16 protein-coding genes are annotated in these 15,345 nt (G+C 35.5%); 9 read left to right on the top strand and 7 right to left on the bottom strand.

The window, feature by feature from the left end; all coding sequences use genetic code 11:
- Positions 1–124: 124 nt before the first annotated feature.
- The 3 genes from DCS95_RS08495 to DCS95_RS08485 are packed head-to-tail and all read left to right on the top strand — an operon-like array spanning position 125 to position 2,577.
- Positions 125–1,183, top strand: a complete 1,059-nt coding sequence (locus DCS95_RS08495) for a 3-oxoacyl-ACP synthase III family protein (RefSeq protein WP_116770378.1) — start codon at positions 125–127, stop codon at positions 1,181–1,183.
- A gap of 2 nt (positions 1,184–1,185) precedes the next feature.
- On the top strand, positions 1,186–1,707 hold the full coding sequence (locus tag DCS95_RS08490) for a methyltransferase (protein WP_116770377.1): 522 nt from the start codon (positions 1,186–1,188) through the stop codon (positions 1,705–1,707).
- 15 nt (positions 1,708–1,722) lie between these two features.
- Positions 1,723–2,577, top strand: a complete 855-nt coding sequence (locus DCS95_RS08485) for a glycosyltransferase family 2 protein (protein WP_116770376.1) — start codon at positions 1,723–1,725, stop codon at positions 2,575–2,577.
- Between the two features lie 48 nt (positions 2,578–2,625).
- Here DCS95_RS08485 and DCS95_RS08480 read toward each other — a convergent pair whose 3' ends face one another.
- From DCS95_RS08480 to DCS95_RS08450, 7 genes are all read right to left on the bottom strand, one after another.
- Entirely contained in the window at positions 2,626–3,135 is a 510-nt protein-coding gene (locus DCS95_RS08480; RefSeq protein ID WP_058103886.1) for an OmpH/Skp family outer membrane protein, read from the bottom strand.
- Between the two features lie 52 nt (positions 3,136–3,187).
- Complete coding sequence (locus DCS95_RS08475) at positions 3,188–4,054, bottom strand: OmpH/Skp family outer membrane protein (protein ID WP_116770375.1); 867 nt, start codon at positions 4,052–4,054, stop codon at positions 3,188–3,190.
- Positions 4,055–4,157: 103 nt separating this feature from the next.
- Positions 4,158–6,758, bottom strand: a complete 2,601-nt coding sequence (locus tag DCS95_RS08470; protein ID WP_116770374.1) for a BamA/OMP85 family outer membrane protein — start codon at positions 6,756–6,758, stop codon at positions 4,158–4,160.
- Between the two features lie 4 nt (positions 6,759–6,762).
- Entirely contained in the window at positions 6,763–7,503 is a 741-nt protein-coding gene (locus tag DCS95_RS08465; protein ID WP_116770373.1) for an isoprenyl transferase, read from the bottom strand.
- Between the two features lie 8 nt (positions 7,504–7,511).
- Entirely contained in the window at positions 7,512–8,198 is a 687-nt protein-coding gene (gene porG, locus DCS95_RS08460) for a type IX secretion system protein PorG (RefSeq protein ID WP_116770372.1), read from the bottom strand.
- A gap of 110 nt (positions 8,199–8,308) precedes the next feature.
- A complete protein-coding gene (locus DCS95_RS08455; protein ID WP_116770920.1) occupies positions 8,309–9,190 on the bottom strand; it encodes an NAD kinase in 882 nt (293 codons plus the stop codon).
- A gap of 1 nt (position 9,191) precedes the next feature.
- Positions 9,192–9,848, bottom strand: coding sequence for a CBS domain-containing protein (locus DCS95_RS08450; protein WP_116770371.1), 657 nt, complete (start codon positions 9,846–9,848; stop codon positions 9,192–9,194).
- A 92-nt stretch (positions 9,849–9,940) separates the two neighbouring features.
- Here DCS95_RS08450 and DCS95_RS08445 point away from each other — a divergent pair, with 92 nt between their 5' ends.
- From DCS95_RS08445 to clpX, 6 genes are all read left to right on the top strand, one after another.
- Positions 9,941–10,654: a pyridoxine 5'-phosphate synthase gene (locus tag DCS95_RS08445; protein WP_116770370.1), complete on the top strand. Its 714-nt coding sequence runs from the start codon at positions 9,941–9,943 to the stop codon at positions 10,652–10,654.
- On the top strand, positions 10,651–11,427 hold the full coding sequence (locus DCS95_RS08440) for an alpha/beta fold hydrolase (RefSeq protein ID WP_116770369.1): 777 nt from the start codon (positions 10,651–10,653) through the stop codon (positions 11,425–11,427). The genes DCS95_RS08445 and DCS95_RS08440 overlap by 4 nt, the downstream gene beginning before the upstream one ends.
- Before the next feature lie 32 nt (positions 11,428–11,459).
- A complete protein-coding gene (locus tag DCS95_RS08435) occupies positions 11,460–11,807 on the top strand; it encodes a phage holin family protein (protein ID WP_116770368.1) in 348 nt (115 codons plus the stop codon).
- A 100-nt stretch (positions 11,808–11,907) separates the two neighbouring features.
- Entirely contained in the window at positions 11,908–13,230 is a 1,323-nt protein-coding gene (gene tig, locus DCS95_RS08430) for a trigger factor (protein WP_116770367.1), read from the top strand.
- An 87-nt stretch (positions 13,231–13,317) separates the two neighbouring features.
- Complete coding sequence (gene clpP, locus DCS95_RS08425; RefSeq protein WP_116770366.1) at positions 13,318–13,998, top strand: ATP-dependent Clp endopeptidase proteolytic subunit ClpP; 681 nt, start codon at positions 13,318–13,320, stop codon at positions 13,996–13,998.
- Positions 13,999–14,085: 87 nt separating this feature from the next.
- A complete protein-coding gene (gene clpX, locus DCS95_RS08420) occupies positions 14,086–15,321 on the top strand; it encodes an ATP-dependent Clp protease ATP-binding subunit ClpX (protein ID WP_116770365.1) in 1,236 nt (411 codons plus the stop codon).
- Positions 15,322–15,345: the final 24 nt, after the last annotated feature.

Genomic DNA, 15,345 nt, shown 5'->3' with positions numbered 1-15,345 from the left:
GAAAAGGCTTTTTTATTTCAAATAATTCAAAGAAAACCGTATTGAGCATCGTAAAATTTATTATGCATGCATATAAAATAATTTTCAATTTCACTACATTTCGATTACAATACAATTTTTTAAAATGAGCATATCAATTACAGGAACAGGAAGCTATATTCCCGAACTAAAAATTTCCAATAAAGATTTTAACGACCATCATTTTTTAAATCTTGACGGTACTGCATTTAAGCAAGATAATGAGGTTATTATAAAGAAATTCAAAGCCATAACAGGTATTGAAGAAAGAAGATATGCCCCCAAAGAATATAACACATCCGACCTTGCTTACTTTGCCGCAGAAAAAGCAATCGACAATGCACAGTTAGACAAAGAAACCCTAGACTATATCATCGTAGCCCATAATTTTGGAGACCTAAAAGACGGTTATATTCAAGGGGACACACTGCCAAGTTTAGCTACAAGGGTTAAACATAAATTGCAAATCAAAAACCCTAAATGTGTCGCTTATGATTTAATTTTTGGTTGCCCAGGTTGGCTAGAAGGTATGATCCAGGCCAATGCTTTTATAAAAAGTGGTATTGCCAAAAAATGTTTGGTTATAGGTGCCGAAACATTATCTAGAATAGTTGATGACTATGATAGGGACTCCATGATTTATGCTGATGGTGCAGGTGCTACCATAGTTGAAAAATCTGATGATGGCGGTGAAATTATTGCGCACGAATCTGCCACTTTTGCCAATGATGAAGCAAACTTTCTATTCTTTGGCGATACATATAACAAAGAAGATGAAAAGAAAGCCTATTACATAAAAATGTTCGGTAGAAAAATTTATGAATTTGCCGTAACCAACGTACCGTCAGCAATGGCATCTTGCCTTGATAACAGCGGAGTAAAAATTGATGAGGTGAAAAAGATATTTATTCACCAAGCCAATGAAAAAATGGACGAGGCCATTGTAAAACGCTTCTACAAAATTTATGACAGAGAGATGCCAGAAGGCATCATGCCCATGAGTATTTCAAAGCTTGGCAATAGCTCGGTTGCTACTATACCCACATTATTCGACATGGTAAAAGAAGGTAAATTAGAAAATCAGGAAATTAAAAAGGGAGATGTTGTTATCTTTGCTAGTGTTGGCGCGGGAATGAACGTCAATGCAATGGTATACAGAATTTAAACATGTACGAAAACAGCTTTCCGAACAAACGCTACAAACATACGCTTCAGTTTTTACGAAAACATATCAATACTTCTGAGTCAATTTTGGATTTAGGAGTAGAAAATCCGTTTACGGATATAATGCGACAAGACGGTTATAAAGTAAGCAATACCAATGGTGAAGATTTAGATTTTGATTTCAGCGCTGTTACCTCTACCGATGCAGAAGTGCTAACCGCCTTTGAAATATTTGAACATCTTTTAGCCCCATTACATCTTTTATCTAATACAAAATCTGAAAAATTAGTGGCCAGTATTCCTTTAAAACTCTGGTTTTCCCCTGCATATAGAAGTAAAACCGATAAGTGGGATAGACATTACCATGAATTTGAAGATTGGCAGTTTGATTGGCTTCTAGAAAAAGCCGGTTGGGAAATTCAAGATACCATGAAATGGACCAATCCTGTAAAGAAACTTGGATTTAGACCGTTTTTAAGATTGTTTACACCAAGATATTATATTGTATACGCTACCAGAAAATAATGTATCTATAAGCATATGGATTACTACGTGGTTATTCCCATACACAATGAAGAGGACTTTCTGAAAAACACCTTAGACTCCATTCTGGAACAAACATTGGCACCCAAAAAAGTAATTCTTGTCAATGACAATTCAACTGATAATACCGAGAACATCATAGATGAATACGCCATTAAAAATAGCGTGTTCAAAAAACTAAATTCAATATCTTCTACTAAGCACATGCCCGGAAGCAAAGTTGTAAATGCCTTCAACAAAGGGCTTGAACTGCTTGATGAAAATTATGATTTTATAGTTAAACTTGACGCCGATTTAATTTTACCTAAAAATTATTTCGAAGTGATATCATCTCATTTTAGCAATGATACACGCATAGGAATTTGTGGTGGATTCATTTATGAACAGAATAGCCATGGTGAATGGATCCTCAACCACCCAATGGACAAAGACCATATTAGGGGAGCCATAAAAGCATATTCTAAAAACTGCTTTAAAAAGATTGGTGGATTAAAGAGCGCTATGGGCTGGGATACCGTAGACGAGCTTTTAGCGAAGTTTCACGGCTACACCACACATACTGAAGACCTACTTAAAGTAAAGCATTTACGCCCTACAGGAAAGGCTTATAACGCAAAAGCTAAAAGACTACAGGGCAAAGCGATGTACAGCATGCGATATGGCTTTATTATAACCGCTATAGCCTCTTTGAAGATGGCCATGAAGAACAAGTCTATCAAATCTTTCTGGAACAACATGACCGGCTTTCTGAATGCAAGTCATAATCAAGATGAGTACTTGGTTACCGAAGAAGAAGGTAAGTTTATCAGAAACCTAAGATGGACAAATATTAGAAGAAAAATAGGGATATAAAAAAAGCCATCTAAATTAGATGGCTTTTTTTATATTCTTGATTTCAATTTAGAAACCTAATTGCTTTTTAACATCTGCCAAAAGGTCTTTACCTTTTGCAACGATTAAGCCACCACCTGCTTGAGCATCGATAACATAATCAAAACCTTGAGCAGCGGCTACTTGTTCAATAGCTGCTTTGGCCTTTTCTGAAATAGGAGCAAACAACTCAGCTTGTTTCTTTTGAAATTCTTGTTGAGCTCTTTGTTGCGCCTCACCAATATTCTTTTCGTAACCTTGTAATTCTATAGCTCTTTTTTCATTTTCTTCTTTAGACTTAGATGCCGCTTCATTTTGGTACTGCGTGTACTTGTTACGCAATTCTGTCATTGAACCTTCAATATCGGCATTATAAGTCTCTTGTAATTTTTTGAGCTCTGCTTCTGCTGCCTTCATCTCAGGCATTGCAGATAATAATTTAGTAACATCTATGTGAGCTACTTTACTTTGGGCATTTACAAAACTTGTCGTTGCTACAAACAACAATAAGGCTACCACAATTTGTTTTACTTGTTTCATGAGTGTAATTTTAATTCAATTTTGAGTGTTAATGTACGGTCGTTAAACCTATTTAAATAGTACCGTTATCATCTTTTTCGGTATCGCTATTTTCTTCTTCGTTATTATCTTCTTCTTTACCTTCGTTTCTTTCTTTCAATTTCGCTTGCCTTTTAGCTTCACGCTCCTCTAGTAATTTCTTTCTTCTTTCCTCATAAGCCTTCTTACGCTCTTCACGTAATTTTAGCTGCTCTGCTTTAGCATCTGCAGCACTTTTCTCTCTAGCTTCAGCTGCTTGATTCGCTTTATCTAATCGCTCTTGTAAGGCTTCACTTACTACCTCTTCTTCTTCACCTTCAAAATCATCTAATCTACTACGATCATTTGACTTTTTAGCAGGTTTGCTAATTTTTCTTGTTCTAGCAATACCCCTAAGCACTAAATCACTAATATCGTGCCTTTTTTCGGAATACAACATTACAACATCCGCAGATTTATCAAAAATAAAATCATACTTTTTATTCGCTCCTATTTTTTGTACTTCATTGAAAACTTGATCCTGTATAGGTTGTATAAGTCTTCTTTTTTGCAGTACTAAATCACCTTGCGGTCCGAAACGATCTTGTTGATACTCGATCATTTCACGTTCCAAAATCTGTATTTCTTCTTCACGTTCTTCTATAAGTTCTGGAGTCAACAACACTTTTTCAGCCATCAAATCCTTTTTCATTTGCTCAACGATACTTTGTTTTTGCTCAACTTCAATTTTCCAACGCTGTACTTTAGTTTCCAGTTGCTCGGTCGCATCTCTATATTCCTCGACATTTTCTAAAATATACTCCATGTCTACATAAGCCATTCTCACCCCTCTTTGGGCCAACCCTTGTAGTGTCATAAAAATGACCGAAACTAATAATAGAACTTTTGTTTTTGTACTCATTGTTAATGTCGTTTAATCCTATAGAAAATATCGTGCCAAAATTACTAAATCTTTTAAAACTAAAGAATTAGCATATTGAACGATTGTAATAATTCAATGAAAATTAAAACTGTTGACCAATGATGAAGTGTGTTTGCCATCCGCTTGGCCCTTGCCCTGCAGAAGTTGGTACAAGATCCTCGTCGAACCCATAACCAAAATCAATACCCAACAAACCAAATGCTGGCATAAAGATACGCAGCCCCACACCGGCCGATCGTTTTAATTCAAACGGATTAAACTCTTGAAAATTGTTGAAGGCATTACCACCTTCTAAAAATGCTAGTCCATAAATAGATGCAGAAGGTTTTAATGTTAACGGATATCTTAACTCTAAAGAGAATTTATTATAAATTAATGCACCATCGGGTGAAGTTGCTCCATCTGAATACGGAGTAATAGATTGGTTGTCGTAACCTCTTAATTGAACAACATCCCTACCATCTAATGTAAAGTTACCTAAACCGTCACCACCCACGTAAAACCTTTCGAAAGGCACATCACCAACGGCACTATTATAGTTACCCAAGAAACCGAATTCAGCATTACTACGAAGAACTAATTTATCTACCAAAGTAGTATACCAGTCTCCCTTAAATTTCACCTTATAATATTCTAACCATCTAAATCTCTCTTGATCTAAATCTTCTAATTCAGCTTGCTCAACTGATGTTAAACCAACAGAATTCTTTTGATCCTCTAACTCATCTGATCTATCTTTCAATTCTCTATAATCCTTATCACTGAATAAAGACCATGGTGGCGTAAACTTGGCACTAATCTCAAAATTAGAACCACCTCTTGGGAAAATTCTACCACCTTGTGTCGCATTTCTTGAGATACCAAAAGTATACGCTAATGAATTTGCCTTACCATCACCAAAGTTGAATAGACCAATATTATAGTTCCTAAAATCATATAACTGGTAACTTAAGGAATGTGAAATGGTAAAGAAATCATCTGGCCATTGTACACGTTTTGCCAAACCAGCAGTAATACCCGTAATAGAAAATTGTTGATCTTTTTTAACATCTATATCTCCACTGCTATCATATTGAGCAGCAAATTGCTGTGTTCTAGACATACTAAGGTTAAAACGTACCGGCTTTTTACCACCCAACCATGGCTCAGCAAAATTTAAGCTATAGACTCTATACGTTTGACTTGCCTGTAAACGCAGTGCAAAGGTTTGTCCATCACCCATTGGTACCGGTTTATACTTTTCACCATTAAATAAGTTCTGAATAGAGAAGTTACTGAATGACAGCCCCAAAGTACCAATGAAGCCACCGCCACCATAACCACCTTGTAGTTCAATTTGACTTGACCCAGATTCTACCAGGCTCCAAGCTAAATCTACAGTACCCTCATTAGGATTGGCGTTCAATACATCTGGAGTAATTTGTTCAGCATCGAAAAAGCCCAACTGACCTAGTTCACGAATACTTCTGATAATATCTGCCTTATTATACTTTTGACCTGGTCTTGTACGCAGTTCACGATAGATGACATGGTCATTTGTCTTATCATTACCAGAAACGGTTACATGATTTAAAAACGTTTCTTTACCTTCTATAATCCTAATTTCAAAATCAATAGTATCATTAGCGGCAGAAATTTCTACAGGATTAATAGTCGAGAACAAATAACCATTATTTTGATACAAACTAGTGACATCATTAGGGTCCGGTTTAGAATTATCGGCAATTCTTTCACGCATTAATACACCGTTATATGTATCGCCCTTTTTAATACCAAGCACTTGGTTTAATTGACGATCGGTGTATACGGTATTACCAACAAAATCAATATCACCAAAGTAGTATTTATCACCTTCCTCTACTGTTATCTTTAAATCGATATTATTTTCATCTACCCTTATTACAGAATCTGATATAACACGAGCATCGCGATAACCGTTTTCAGCAAATTTATCGATCAACAAATCAAGATCCTCTTCATAGTCCTCTTGAATGTATTTCGATTTTTTCCAGAATCTACCTAATTTCTTCTGCTTTGTATTTTTTAATGCTTTGCGTAATTTCTTGTCGGATAATTGTTCGTTACCCTCAAAATCAATACTTCTAATTTTTACTTTATCACCCTTTTTAACATTAACAACCATATATTGGGTGTTAGTACCTGTCGTATCTTTAGAAGTGGCAATATTAACTTCGGCATTTAAGTAGCCTTGTTTTTTGTACTTATTGGTGATGTAGTTTTTAGAGTTGGAAATTAAGCTTTCAGTGATCTTTTTTCCTTTTTTAAGGTCTGTATCTTGAATAAGGCTTTCAAGCTTACCTTTTTTAACCCCATAAAACTTAACATTACTAAGGGTAGGTCTTTCTATAATATTCAGTTCTAAGAAAACAGTATTCTCCTCAATATTAGTAATAAAAATATCTATTTCACTAAAAAGTTCAAGACCCCATAGTTTTTTAATGACCTCACTAATTTGTTCTCCTGGTAAAGTAATTGGTTGCCCAACTCTTAAACCTGTGTAAGTTTTAACCGTTTGTTCGTTATAACTTTGAAGACCAGTTACATCTAACCCTCCCAAAATATAACTTTTGCCATCTTCATAGGAATCCTGTGCAGCGGCGATAAAGGTGGTTAAAAATAAAAGGGTGGTTAAAAATTGGTTCAAGGATATGAACCTAGTCATATCTTTAAGTGAGTTGTTCGCTAGTTTTTCCAAATCTTCGTTCTCTGTTCTGGTAGTTCTTGATGGCCTCCACTAAGTGATGCTCTCTAAAATCAGGCCAATATACATCAATAAAATATAACTCCGCATAAGCTATCTGCCATAATAAAAAATTACTGATCCGATGTTCTCCACTAGTACGGATAAGTAAGTCTACGTCAGGCAAATCATGCGTGTAAAGATGGCTATTTATAATGTCTTGGTCAATGTTTTCAATTGAAATTATATTATTTTTAACTTTGGTACTGATCTCTTTCACCATAGATTGCAGCTCTTCGCGAGCCCCATAACTAAGGGCAAGAGTCAATGTCATCCCTGTGTTTTGCTTAGTCTGGTCCATTACATCAACCAACTCTTTATAAGCTTTTGCAGGCAAGGCATCTATATTACCAATGGTATTTAAACGTATGTTATTTTTGTTAAAAGTTTTAAGTTCTTTCTTTAAAGATGAAACCAAAAGGCGCATAAGTGTTTGCACCTCTACCTTTGGTCTGTTCCAATTTTCAGTTGAAAAAGTATATAATGTAAGAAAATCTATTTTTAATTGAGCGCATTGTTCTACAACAATTCTAACGGTTTTTACGCCATGCTCATGACCAAAAACCCTAAGTTTACCACGTTCCTTTGCCCATCTACCATTACCGTCCATAATAATGGCAAGGTGCTTTGGAACATTCAACTTATCAATTTCGTTACTATCGCTCATCTTTATAATTACTCAAAACAATCCATACAAGGCTTTCTGCCAAAAGTATAGGTTAAGGTTAAACCCGAAAAAACATACCAGTCATCACTAAATATGTTTCCAAACTGGAATTCTTCAAAGTTAGAACCTTCTGGATTACTACCATCTAAGTTATCCGTAAAGGTATACCTAGCCCCTATTTCGCCACCAAAAATAAGAAACTGATTGATACGATACTTAAAACCGACCGTCATTGGTACGGCAAAGCTTCCTTCTTTTTGATTAATTTCTTGTAAAACCCCACCGTTAAAATACTGGTAATCATATCTAAAATAGGTAAGACCCGTATATAAGTATGGTGTAAATGCAGGACCTAGTTTATGTAAATTATATTCAACAAAATTAAATTCCAATCCTACCGAGCCTTCTAAAATAGAATTATCGACCACATACCCTCTTTGCTGTCTTGCTGTAGAGCTAGATTTGTTGTCATCTGCGGTAAACTGCCCATAAGTTAGGCTACCCCGCCACGCATATCTTTTACTAATATTCCATTTGAACAATCCCCCAAAAGCAATATCAGAAGGTAAAATATAGTTAGTTCTACCCACATCACTGATAGTATTGGCTCCACCTGCAAAAATACCCACTTCATATGTCTGCGCTTGCAAACCGGAAAATGAAAAAAGTAGTATTAATAACGTTATATAACGCATAGAATAGATTTTATAAATAACGGCACCAAAGCTTTTAAAACCGGCACAGTAATTTTTGTGTTCTCAAAGGATAAACAGCGATTGAAGTCATTTATTGTTTAAAAGCGGACTCAATTTCTCCTATCCTCACCCCAAAGAAGCTTATTCCTTAAGGTCTTTAAAAAACTTTCTGAAGTATATTCTATCATTTTTATAGTGTAGGGAGCCTTGCTAATGGTAATCTCCTCTCCATTTTCCAAAGAAGCAATTCTTGAGTCTAACGACACCAAATGATTATCTTCTCTTCCCGACACTTTTAATCTAATTACCGTATCATCTGAGATAACCAATGGTCTAGCATTTAAATTATGTGGTGCTATAGGTGTCAACACCAATGACTTTGCCGTAGGAACAATAACCGGACCCCCACAACTTAGTGAATAACCCGTTGACCCGGTTGGGGTAGAAATTATAAGTCCGTCTGCCCAATACGAAGTAAGGTATTCATTATTCAAATAGGTTTCAACCGTAATCATAGAGGTCGTTTCCTTTCTACTTACTGTAATTTCGTTTAGCGCAAAATTCAAATCACCAAATTCCGCATCCAATTTCTCGGTATTCAGCTGAACCAAACTACGCTCAACAACGGTATAGGCACCTTGTTTAAACTCTTGCACCACCTTACGAACATCTTCTTTTTTAAAGGTCGATAAAAAGCCTAGTCTACCGGTATTTACACCAACAATAGGAATACCTAAATCTCGAACAAAAGTTGTAGCTCTTAATATAGTACCATCACCACCAAAACTAACGAACATGTCAAAAGTGGAATCCAAACCTTGGTTCAATGTAAAAACCGGAAATATCTCTGAGTTATCCCTAGCGCTGTAGAGATCGTAAAAATCTTTCTCTATAAAAACTTTGGCAGATACCTTTTTTAACTCATCTAACAGTTCAATGAGGTATTCAATAGCATTATCTTGATAAGTTTGACCGTATACAGCTACTTTCATATTATACATTAAGGTATTTATCCAAGTAGTCCGATCGTTTTTTTAGGTCTTCAAGAAACTCGTCATCACTATTACCGAATAAAATATGATAATTGTAACGTCTAAAAGTTTGCACTACCTTATTATAATTATTCGCCGTAATCTTTAAGGTTACTTGAACTATATCATTTTGGGTATCGGTAATAAAACCACCGATTAGCTTTGCATTATTACTTTCTACAATCTGTGCAATCTCACTAAAGGAATAATCTTTAATGCCCGTTGCTACAACTAGTATACTACCTGGGTCGGTAAAAAAAGGTGTATCAATAAACTCTGCAACAATATCGGTAAGACAATAATACCCTACCACCTCTTCTTTCTCGTTTAAAATAGGCAACAAATTAGCTTCATTACGTGCAAAAACCTCTAAAACATCTAACCAATTGGTCTCTCTACGAGCAAAGAAACTTTGCAGCTCATACCTAAAATCCTCTATTTTCGAGTCAGGCATAAGTCCGTCAGCATCAATCTCTGAGAACAGCCCCAAAAATCGCCCTTCTTCTAAAATGGCAATATGGGAATAGGTGGTATCGTGAAAAAATTCCAATATTTTTTCAGAAGTATCCTTAATGTCGAATACCGGTAAGTTCGTAATGATATGTTCTTGAATATGCATAAGCCTATTTATAACGCAAAATAACAATTAATAATATCAAAAGGTGTGCCTTATTTGTATTTTTGAGGCTCTTAAAAGCTAAATAAGACATAATGACAAAACTTAGCGTAAACGTTAACAAAATTGCAACACTTAGAAATGCCCGCGGTGGTAATGTTCCAAATTTACTTAAGGTAGCTACTGACATAGAAAGTTTTGGAGGACAAGGCATAACCATACACCCAAGACCCGATGAAAGACACATAAGGTATCAAGATGCCAGGGACTTGAAGAAAATCGTTAAAACGGAATTCAACATAGAGGGTAACCCTATTTCAAAATTTATCGAGTTGGTACTTGAGGTCAAACCAGAACAAGTAACCTTAGTACCAGATTCAGTTGATGCAATAACCTCTAATGCAGGCTGGGACACTATAGCACATAAAGAATTTTTAACCGACGTTATTAAAACTTTTAAATCTGCCGGAATTAGAACGTCAATTTTTGTAGACCCCGACCCAAAAATGATCGAAGGAGCTAAAACTGTAGGCACCGATCGTATTGAACTTTACACCGAAAGCTACGCCACCGATTATGAAAATGATAAGGAAAAAGCTATTCGACCATTTATAGAGGCCGCAAAAAAAGCAAATGAGCTAGGTTTAGGCATCAATGCAGGTCACGACCTTAGCTTGGACAATATTAAATATTTTGCTCAAAACATACCTAACTTACTAGAGGTTTCCATTGGTCACGCATTAATTAGTGAAGCTCTTTATTTAGGATTGGACAATGTGGTAAACATGTACTTACAACGATTAAAATGAAACAGATCTTACATTCGGTAATTTTAGGGCAAGGAAAACCACTGTGTATTTTACACGGGTTTTTAGGTATGTTGGATAATTGGAAAACTTTAGGCGCACAATATGCGGAACATGGTTTTTGTGTTCACTTAATAGACCAAAGAAATCATGGTAAAAGTTTTCATTCTCCAGATTTTAATTATGACATTTTAGCCAACGATTTTCTAAATTATTTAGACGCACATAATATTGAAAGCACCGCTATAATTGGTCATTCCATGGGGGGCAAAACCGCCATGCAATTTGCTTGCAGTCATCCCGAGCGTGTAAACCAATTACTGATTGCAGATATTGCTCCTAAATATTACCCGCCTCATCATCAAGACATCATCAATGGCCTAAATGCCATTGACACCACCAATTTAAAATCAAGAAGAGATGCCGATGAGCAGTTAAAAAAACATCTATCAAACCCGGGAATACGTCAGTTCTTATTAAAAAACCTTGATAGGGATGAAAATAAAAAACTGCGCTTTAAATTTAACCTAGAGGTGTTAAGTAAAAAAATGGAAGATATTGGCGACAATATCAACAGTACGGATAGTTTTGACGGACCTACCCTATTTTTAAGAGGAGATAAATCTGAATATGTAACTCAAAATGATTTTGAAATTATTCACAGACATTTTCCAAAGGCTAGCGTAGAAACTATCGATAATGCCGGGCACTGGTTGCACGCTGAAAATCCAAAACAATTCTTTGAAAAATCGCTCAACTTTTTTAATAGAGACTAAACGCTTATCTTATATCATCTAAAACCAACATTATGAAACTAATATTAAGAATTCTTTTAAGCGCACTTGCCGTAATCATTTTAGCAAATGTATTGCCCAACGTATCGGTAGATGGTTACTTGACCGCAATTATAGTTACCGTTGTACTGAGTATTCTAAATTTATTGGTAAAACCCATACTGGTAATACTAACATTACCCGTAACGGTAATAACTTTTGGTCTTTTTTTACTGATCATAAACGCTTTAATGATTCTTTTGGCAGACAATCTTATAGATGGTTTTGCCGTAGGAAATATTTGGTGGGCATTGATTTTTAGCCTCTTGCTATCTTTTTTACAATCAATCTTTTTTTCACTGTTAAAAGAAGACAAGTCATAGTTGCTTGTGATTTGAAATTCAATACTTTAAAAAATTGGTTGACTTTGTAAAATGTAGTATTTTTGCATCCCATTTTACACATGCAAATAGATATTAAGGAATGAATATTACGAAAGAGCAGATAGACGATTTAAATGCAGTAGTTAAAGTTGCTATCACAAAAGAAGATTACCAAGATAAGGTAGACACCATTTTAAAGGATTATAAGAAGCAAGCTAATATTCCTGGTTTTAGAAAAGGCCAAGTTCCTATGGGACTTATAAAGAAGCAATACGGTAAAGCTGTATTGGTAGATGAGGTCAACAAATTATTACAAGACAATCTTAACAAATATCTTACCGAAGAAAAATTAGATGTTCTTGGTAACCCTTTACCAAAACAACAGGATAATTTTGATTGGGATCAAGACGAATTGGCATTTGAGTTTGAATTAGGTCTTGCTCCGGATTTTGAAGTTTCTTTGAAAACAAAAAAAGCCATTACACAGTACAAGATTGTAGCTGACGACAAAATGGTGAACGAACAAGTTGAGCGTATTCAAAAACAATACGGTAAGCTTGTAAGTAAAGATGAGGTTAGCAAAAACGACGAAGTAAGTGGTACTTTCGTTAATGAAGCTGAAGAGATCGATAGTAAAACTATGATCGAAACCGATAAATTAAAAAGCAAAAAAGCTTTAGATGCCCTAAAAGGCAAAAAAGTCGGTGATGAAGTTACTCTAAAAACCAAAGGTCTTTTTAAAGAAGACCATATGCTTTCTAGCGCTTTAGGTATAGACCAACAGAAAGCAGAAGCATTGGATATAGAGGTAACTTTTACTATTTCTGAAATTAACGAAAGAGAAGCTGCTGAATTAAACCAAGAGCTTTTTGATAAACTTTTTGGACCTGATAGTGTAAAATCTGAAAAGGAATTAAAAGAGCGTATCAAAGAAGATTCTGAAAAACAATTTGAGCAACAGGCCGATCAAAAATTATTGAACGACGTTACTGAATACTTTATAGAAAACACCAAGTTTGAACTACCTACCGGTTTCTTGACCAAGTGGATTCAAATGACAGGTGAAGAGCCATTATCGGAAGAACAAGCAGCTGAAGAGTATGCTAAATCAGAAAAAGGCTTACGTTACCAACTTATTGAAGGTAAAATAATTCGTGACAATGAACTACAAGTTCAGTTTGACGAGTTGAAAGAATTCTCAAAAGGATTTATTCGTTCTCAAATGGCACAATTTGGACAGTTAGACCCAAAAGAAGAAGAGTTGGATACGATCGCTGCCCGTGTGTTAGGTAACCAAGATGAGGTAAAAAGACTATCAGAACAATTGATGAGTCAAAAATTATTGAATCTTTACAAAGAAAAGGCAAACCTTAAGACTAAGGAGGTTACCTATGAAAATTTCGTGAAAGAAGTTTACGGATAATTCCAAACAATAAATTAAGTATCTTTACGGTGCCGGAAATATAATTTTCGGCACCTTTTTTTACTCTAAAATATAGACATACAATTTATGGATTACGGAAAAGAATTCAAGAATTTCGCTATAAACGACCAAGGGATCAGCAGTACATACTACGATACTATAATGAGCAGCATGTACCCTACGAACATGACGCCTAACATTATAGAAGAACGTTCTATGAATGTTGTGGCAATGGACGTTTATTCGCGTTTAATGATGGATCGCATCATTTTTATGGGAACCGGTATCAATGATCAGGTTGCCAACATTATACAGGCACAATTATTGTTTTTGGCGAGTGTAGATGCCAAAAAGGATATTCAAATCTACATTAACTCTCCAGGAGGTAGTGTTTATGCCGGTTTAGGTATATATGATACAATGCAGTTTATTTCTCCAGATGTAGCCACCATATGTACTGGTATGGCAGCTTCAATGGGTGCTGTTTTATTATGTGCCGGCGAGAAAGGAAAACGTAGTGGTTTGCAACATTCTCGTGTTATGATACACCAACCGTTAGGTGGTGCACAGGGTCAGGCCAGTGATATTGAAATTACAGCTAGAGAAATCTTGAAGTTGAAAGATGAACTTTATCAAATCATTGCAGAACACTCTGGTACCGACATCGAAAAAGTACGTGAAGATAGTGACCGTGACTACTGGATGAAGGCTGATGAAGCACTTAAATACGGAATGATCGATGAAATTTTGGTAAGGGATAAGAAATAAATTCGACTAACTTATTCAAATTAATAGATGATTTTTAAACCAAAAACGATTTTAGATCGTTAAGGAATAGAATTGAGAAGATAGATAATGGCAAAGGAAAATTTAGAATGTTCATTTTGCGGTAGAAAAAAACCAGAAACAAATTTGTTGATTGCTGGTCTAGACGCACATATTTGCGACCGTTGTATTGAACAAGCGCATGGAATTGTAGCAGAAGAGTCAAAACAAACAAAGACCAACGATCTTTCTTCTGAACTTGTTTTAAAAAAACCGCAAGAGATCAAAGAATTTTTAGACACTTTTATAATTGGTCAAGAACGTACCAAAAAAGTGATGTCTGTTGCTGTTTACAATCACTATAAAAGATTATTACAGCCATCATCAAAAGAAGATGATGTAGAAATACAAAAAAGTAATATTGTAATGGTCGGTCAAACCGGTACCGGTAAGACGCTTATGGCAAAGACCATTGCCAAATTGCTTAACGTACCATTGGCTATTGTAGATGCTACCGTATTAACAGAGGCAGGTTATGTTGGTGAAGATGTAGAAAGTATATTGACCCGTCTTTTGCAAGCAGCAGATTACAATCTTGAGAAAGCAGAAAGAGGTATCGTTTTTATAGATGAAATTGACAAAATTGCCCGTAAGAGCGATAATCCATCTATCACCAGAGATGTTTCCGGTGAAGGAGTTCAACAAGGTCTTCTAAAACTTTTGGAAGGCACAACGGTTAACGTACCGCCTAAAGGAGGAAGAAAACACCCTGATCAAAAATTCATTGAGGTAAATACAGAGAATATTCTGTTTATTGCCGGAGGAGCTTTTGATGGTATAGAACGTGCGATTACCAAAAGATTGAACATGCAAGCAGTTGGTTATAGTGCTTCAAAATCTGACAGTTCTTTAGATGATGATAATTTATTACAATACATCATCCCAAAAGATTTAAAGGATTTTGGTCTAATTCCTGAAATCATTGGTAGACTTCCGGTGCTTACACATATGAATCCGCTAGATAAGAAAACCCTTAGGGCTATTTTAACGGAACCAAAAAATGCAATCATCAAACAATATGAAAAATTGTTTGCGATGGATGACATTACTTTTAGCATTACAGATCAAGCGTTAGATTACATTGTAGAAAAAGCTATAGAGTACAAGCTTGGAGCTAGAGGTCTACGTTCATTGTGCGAAGCGATTTTTACCGATGCAATGTTTGAAATGCCAAGTTCTGGTGAAACAAACTTTAAGGTTACAAAACCATATGCCGAAGAAATGTTATCTCATGATACCATTAAAAAATTAAAGGCAGTTTCGTAACTACTATTTTATAAAGCAAAGCAT

The sequence above is a fragment of the Maribacter litoralis genome (assembly GCF_003075045.1).
Lineage (GTDB): Bacteria > Bacteroidota > Bacteroidia > Flavobacteriales > Flavobacteriaceae > Maribacter > Maribacter litoralis.
This window is presented reverse-complemented; position numbering and strand designations above follow the sequence as displayed.

Coding starts and splice junctions, on each gene's coding strand:
- DCS95_RS08495 (WP_116770378.1), top strand. CDS start 125: ATGAGCATATCAATTACAGGAACAGGAAGCTATATTCCCGAACTAAAA.
- DCS95_RS08490 (WP_116770377.1), top strand. CDS start 1,186: ATGTACGAAAACAGCTTTCCGAACAAACGCTACAAACATACGCTTCAG.
- DCS95_RS08485 (WP_116770376.1), top strand. CDS start 1,723: ATGGATTACTACGTGGTTATTCCCATACACAATGAAGAGGACTTTCTG.
- DCS95_RS08480 (WP_058103886.1), bottom strand. CDS start 3,135: ATGAAACAAGTAAAACAAATTGTGGTAGCCTTATTGTTGTTTGTAGCA.
- DCS95_RS08475 (WP_116770375.1), bottom strand. CDS start 4,054: ATGAGTACAAAAACAAAAGTTCTATTATTAGTTTCGGTCATTTTTATG.
- DCS95_RS08470 (WP_116770374.1), bottom strand. CDS start 6,758: ATGACTAGGTTCATATCCTTGAACCAATTTTTAACCACCCTTTTATTT.
- DCS95_RS08465 (WP_116770373.1), bottom strand. CDS start 7,503: ATGAGCGATAGTAACGAAATTGATAAGTTGAATGTTCCAAAGCACCTT.
- porG (WP_116770372.1), bottom strand. CDS start 8,198: ATGCGTTATATAACGTTATTAATACTACTTTTTTCATTTTCCGGTTTG.
- DCS95_RS08455 (WP_116770920.1), bottom strand. CDS start 9,190: ATGAAAGTAGCTGTATACGGTCAAACTTATCAAGATAATGCTATTGAA.
- DCS95_RS08450 (WP_116770371.1), bottom strand. CDS start 9,848: ATGCATATTCAAGAACATATCATTACGAACTTACCGGTATTCGACATT.
- DCS95_RS08445 (WP_116770370.1), top strand. CDS start 9,941: ATGACAAAACTTAGCGTAAACGTTAACAAAATTGCAACACTTAGAAAT.
- DCS95_RS08440 (WP_116770369.1), top strand. CDS start 10,651: ATGAAACAGATCTTACATTCGGTAATTTTAGGGCAAGGAAAACCACTG.
- DCS95_RS08435 (WP_116770368.1), top strand. CDS start 11,460: ATGAAACTAATATTAAGAATTCTTTTAAGCGCACTTGCCGTAATCATT.
- tig (WP_116770367.1), top strand. CDS start 11,908: ATGAATATTACGAAAGAGCAGATAGACGATTTAAATGCAGTAGTTAAA.
- clpP (WP_116770366.1), top strand. CDS start 13,318: ATGGATTACGGAAAAGAATTCAAGAATTTCGCTATAAACGACCAAGGG.
- clpX (WP_116770365.1), top strand. CDS start 14,086: ATGGCAAAGGAAAATTTAGAATGTTCATTTTGCGGTAGAAAAAAACCA.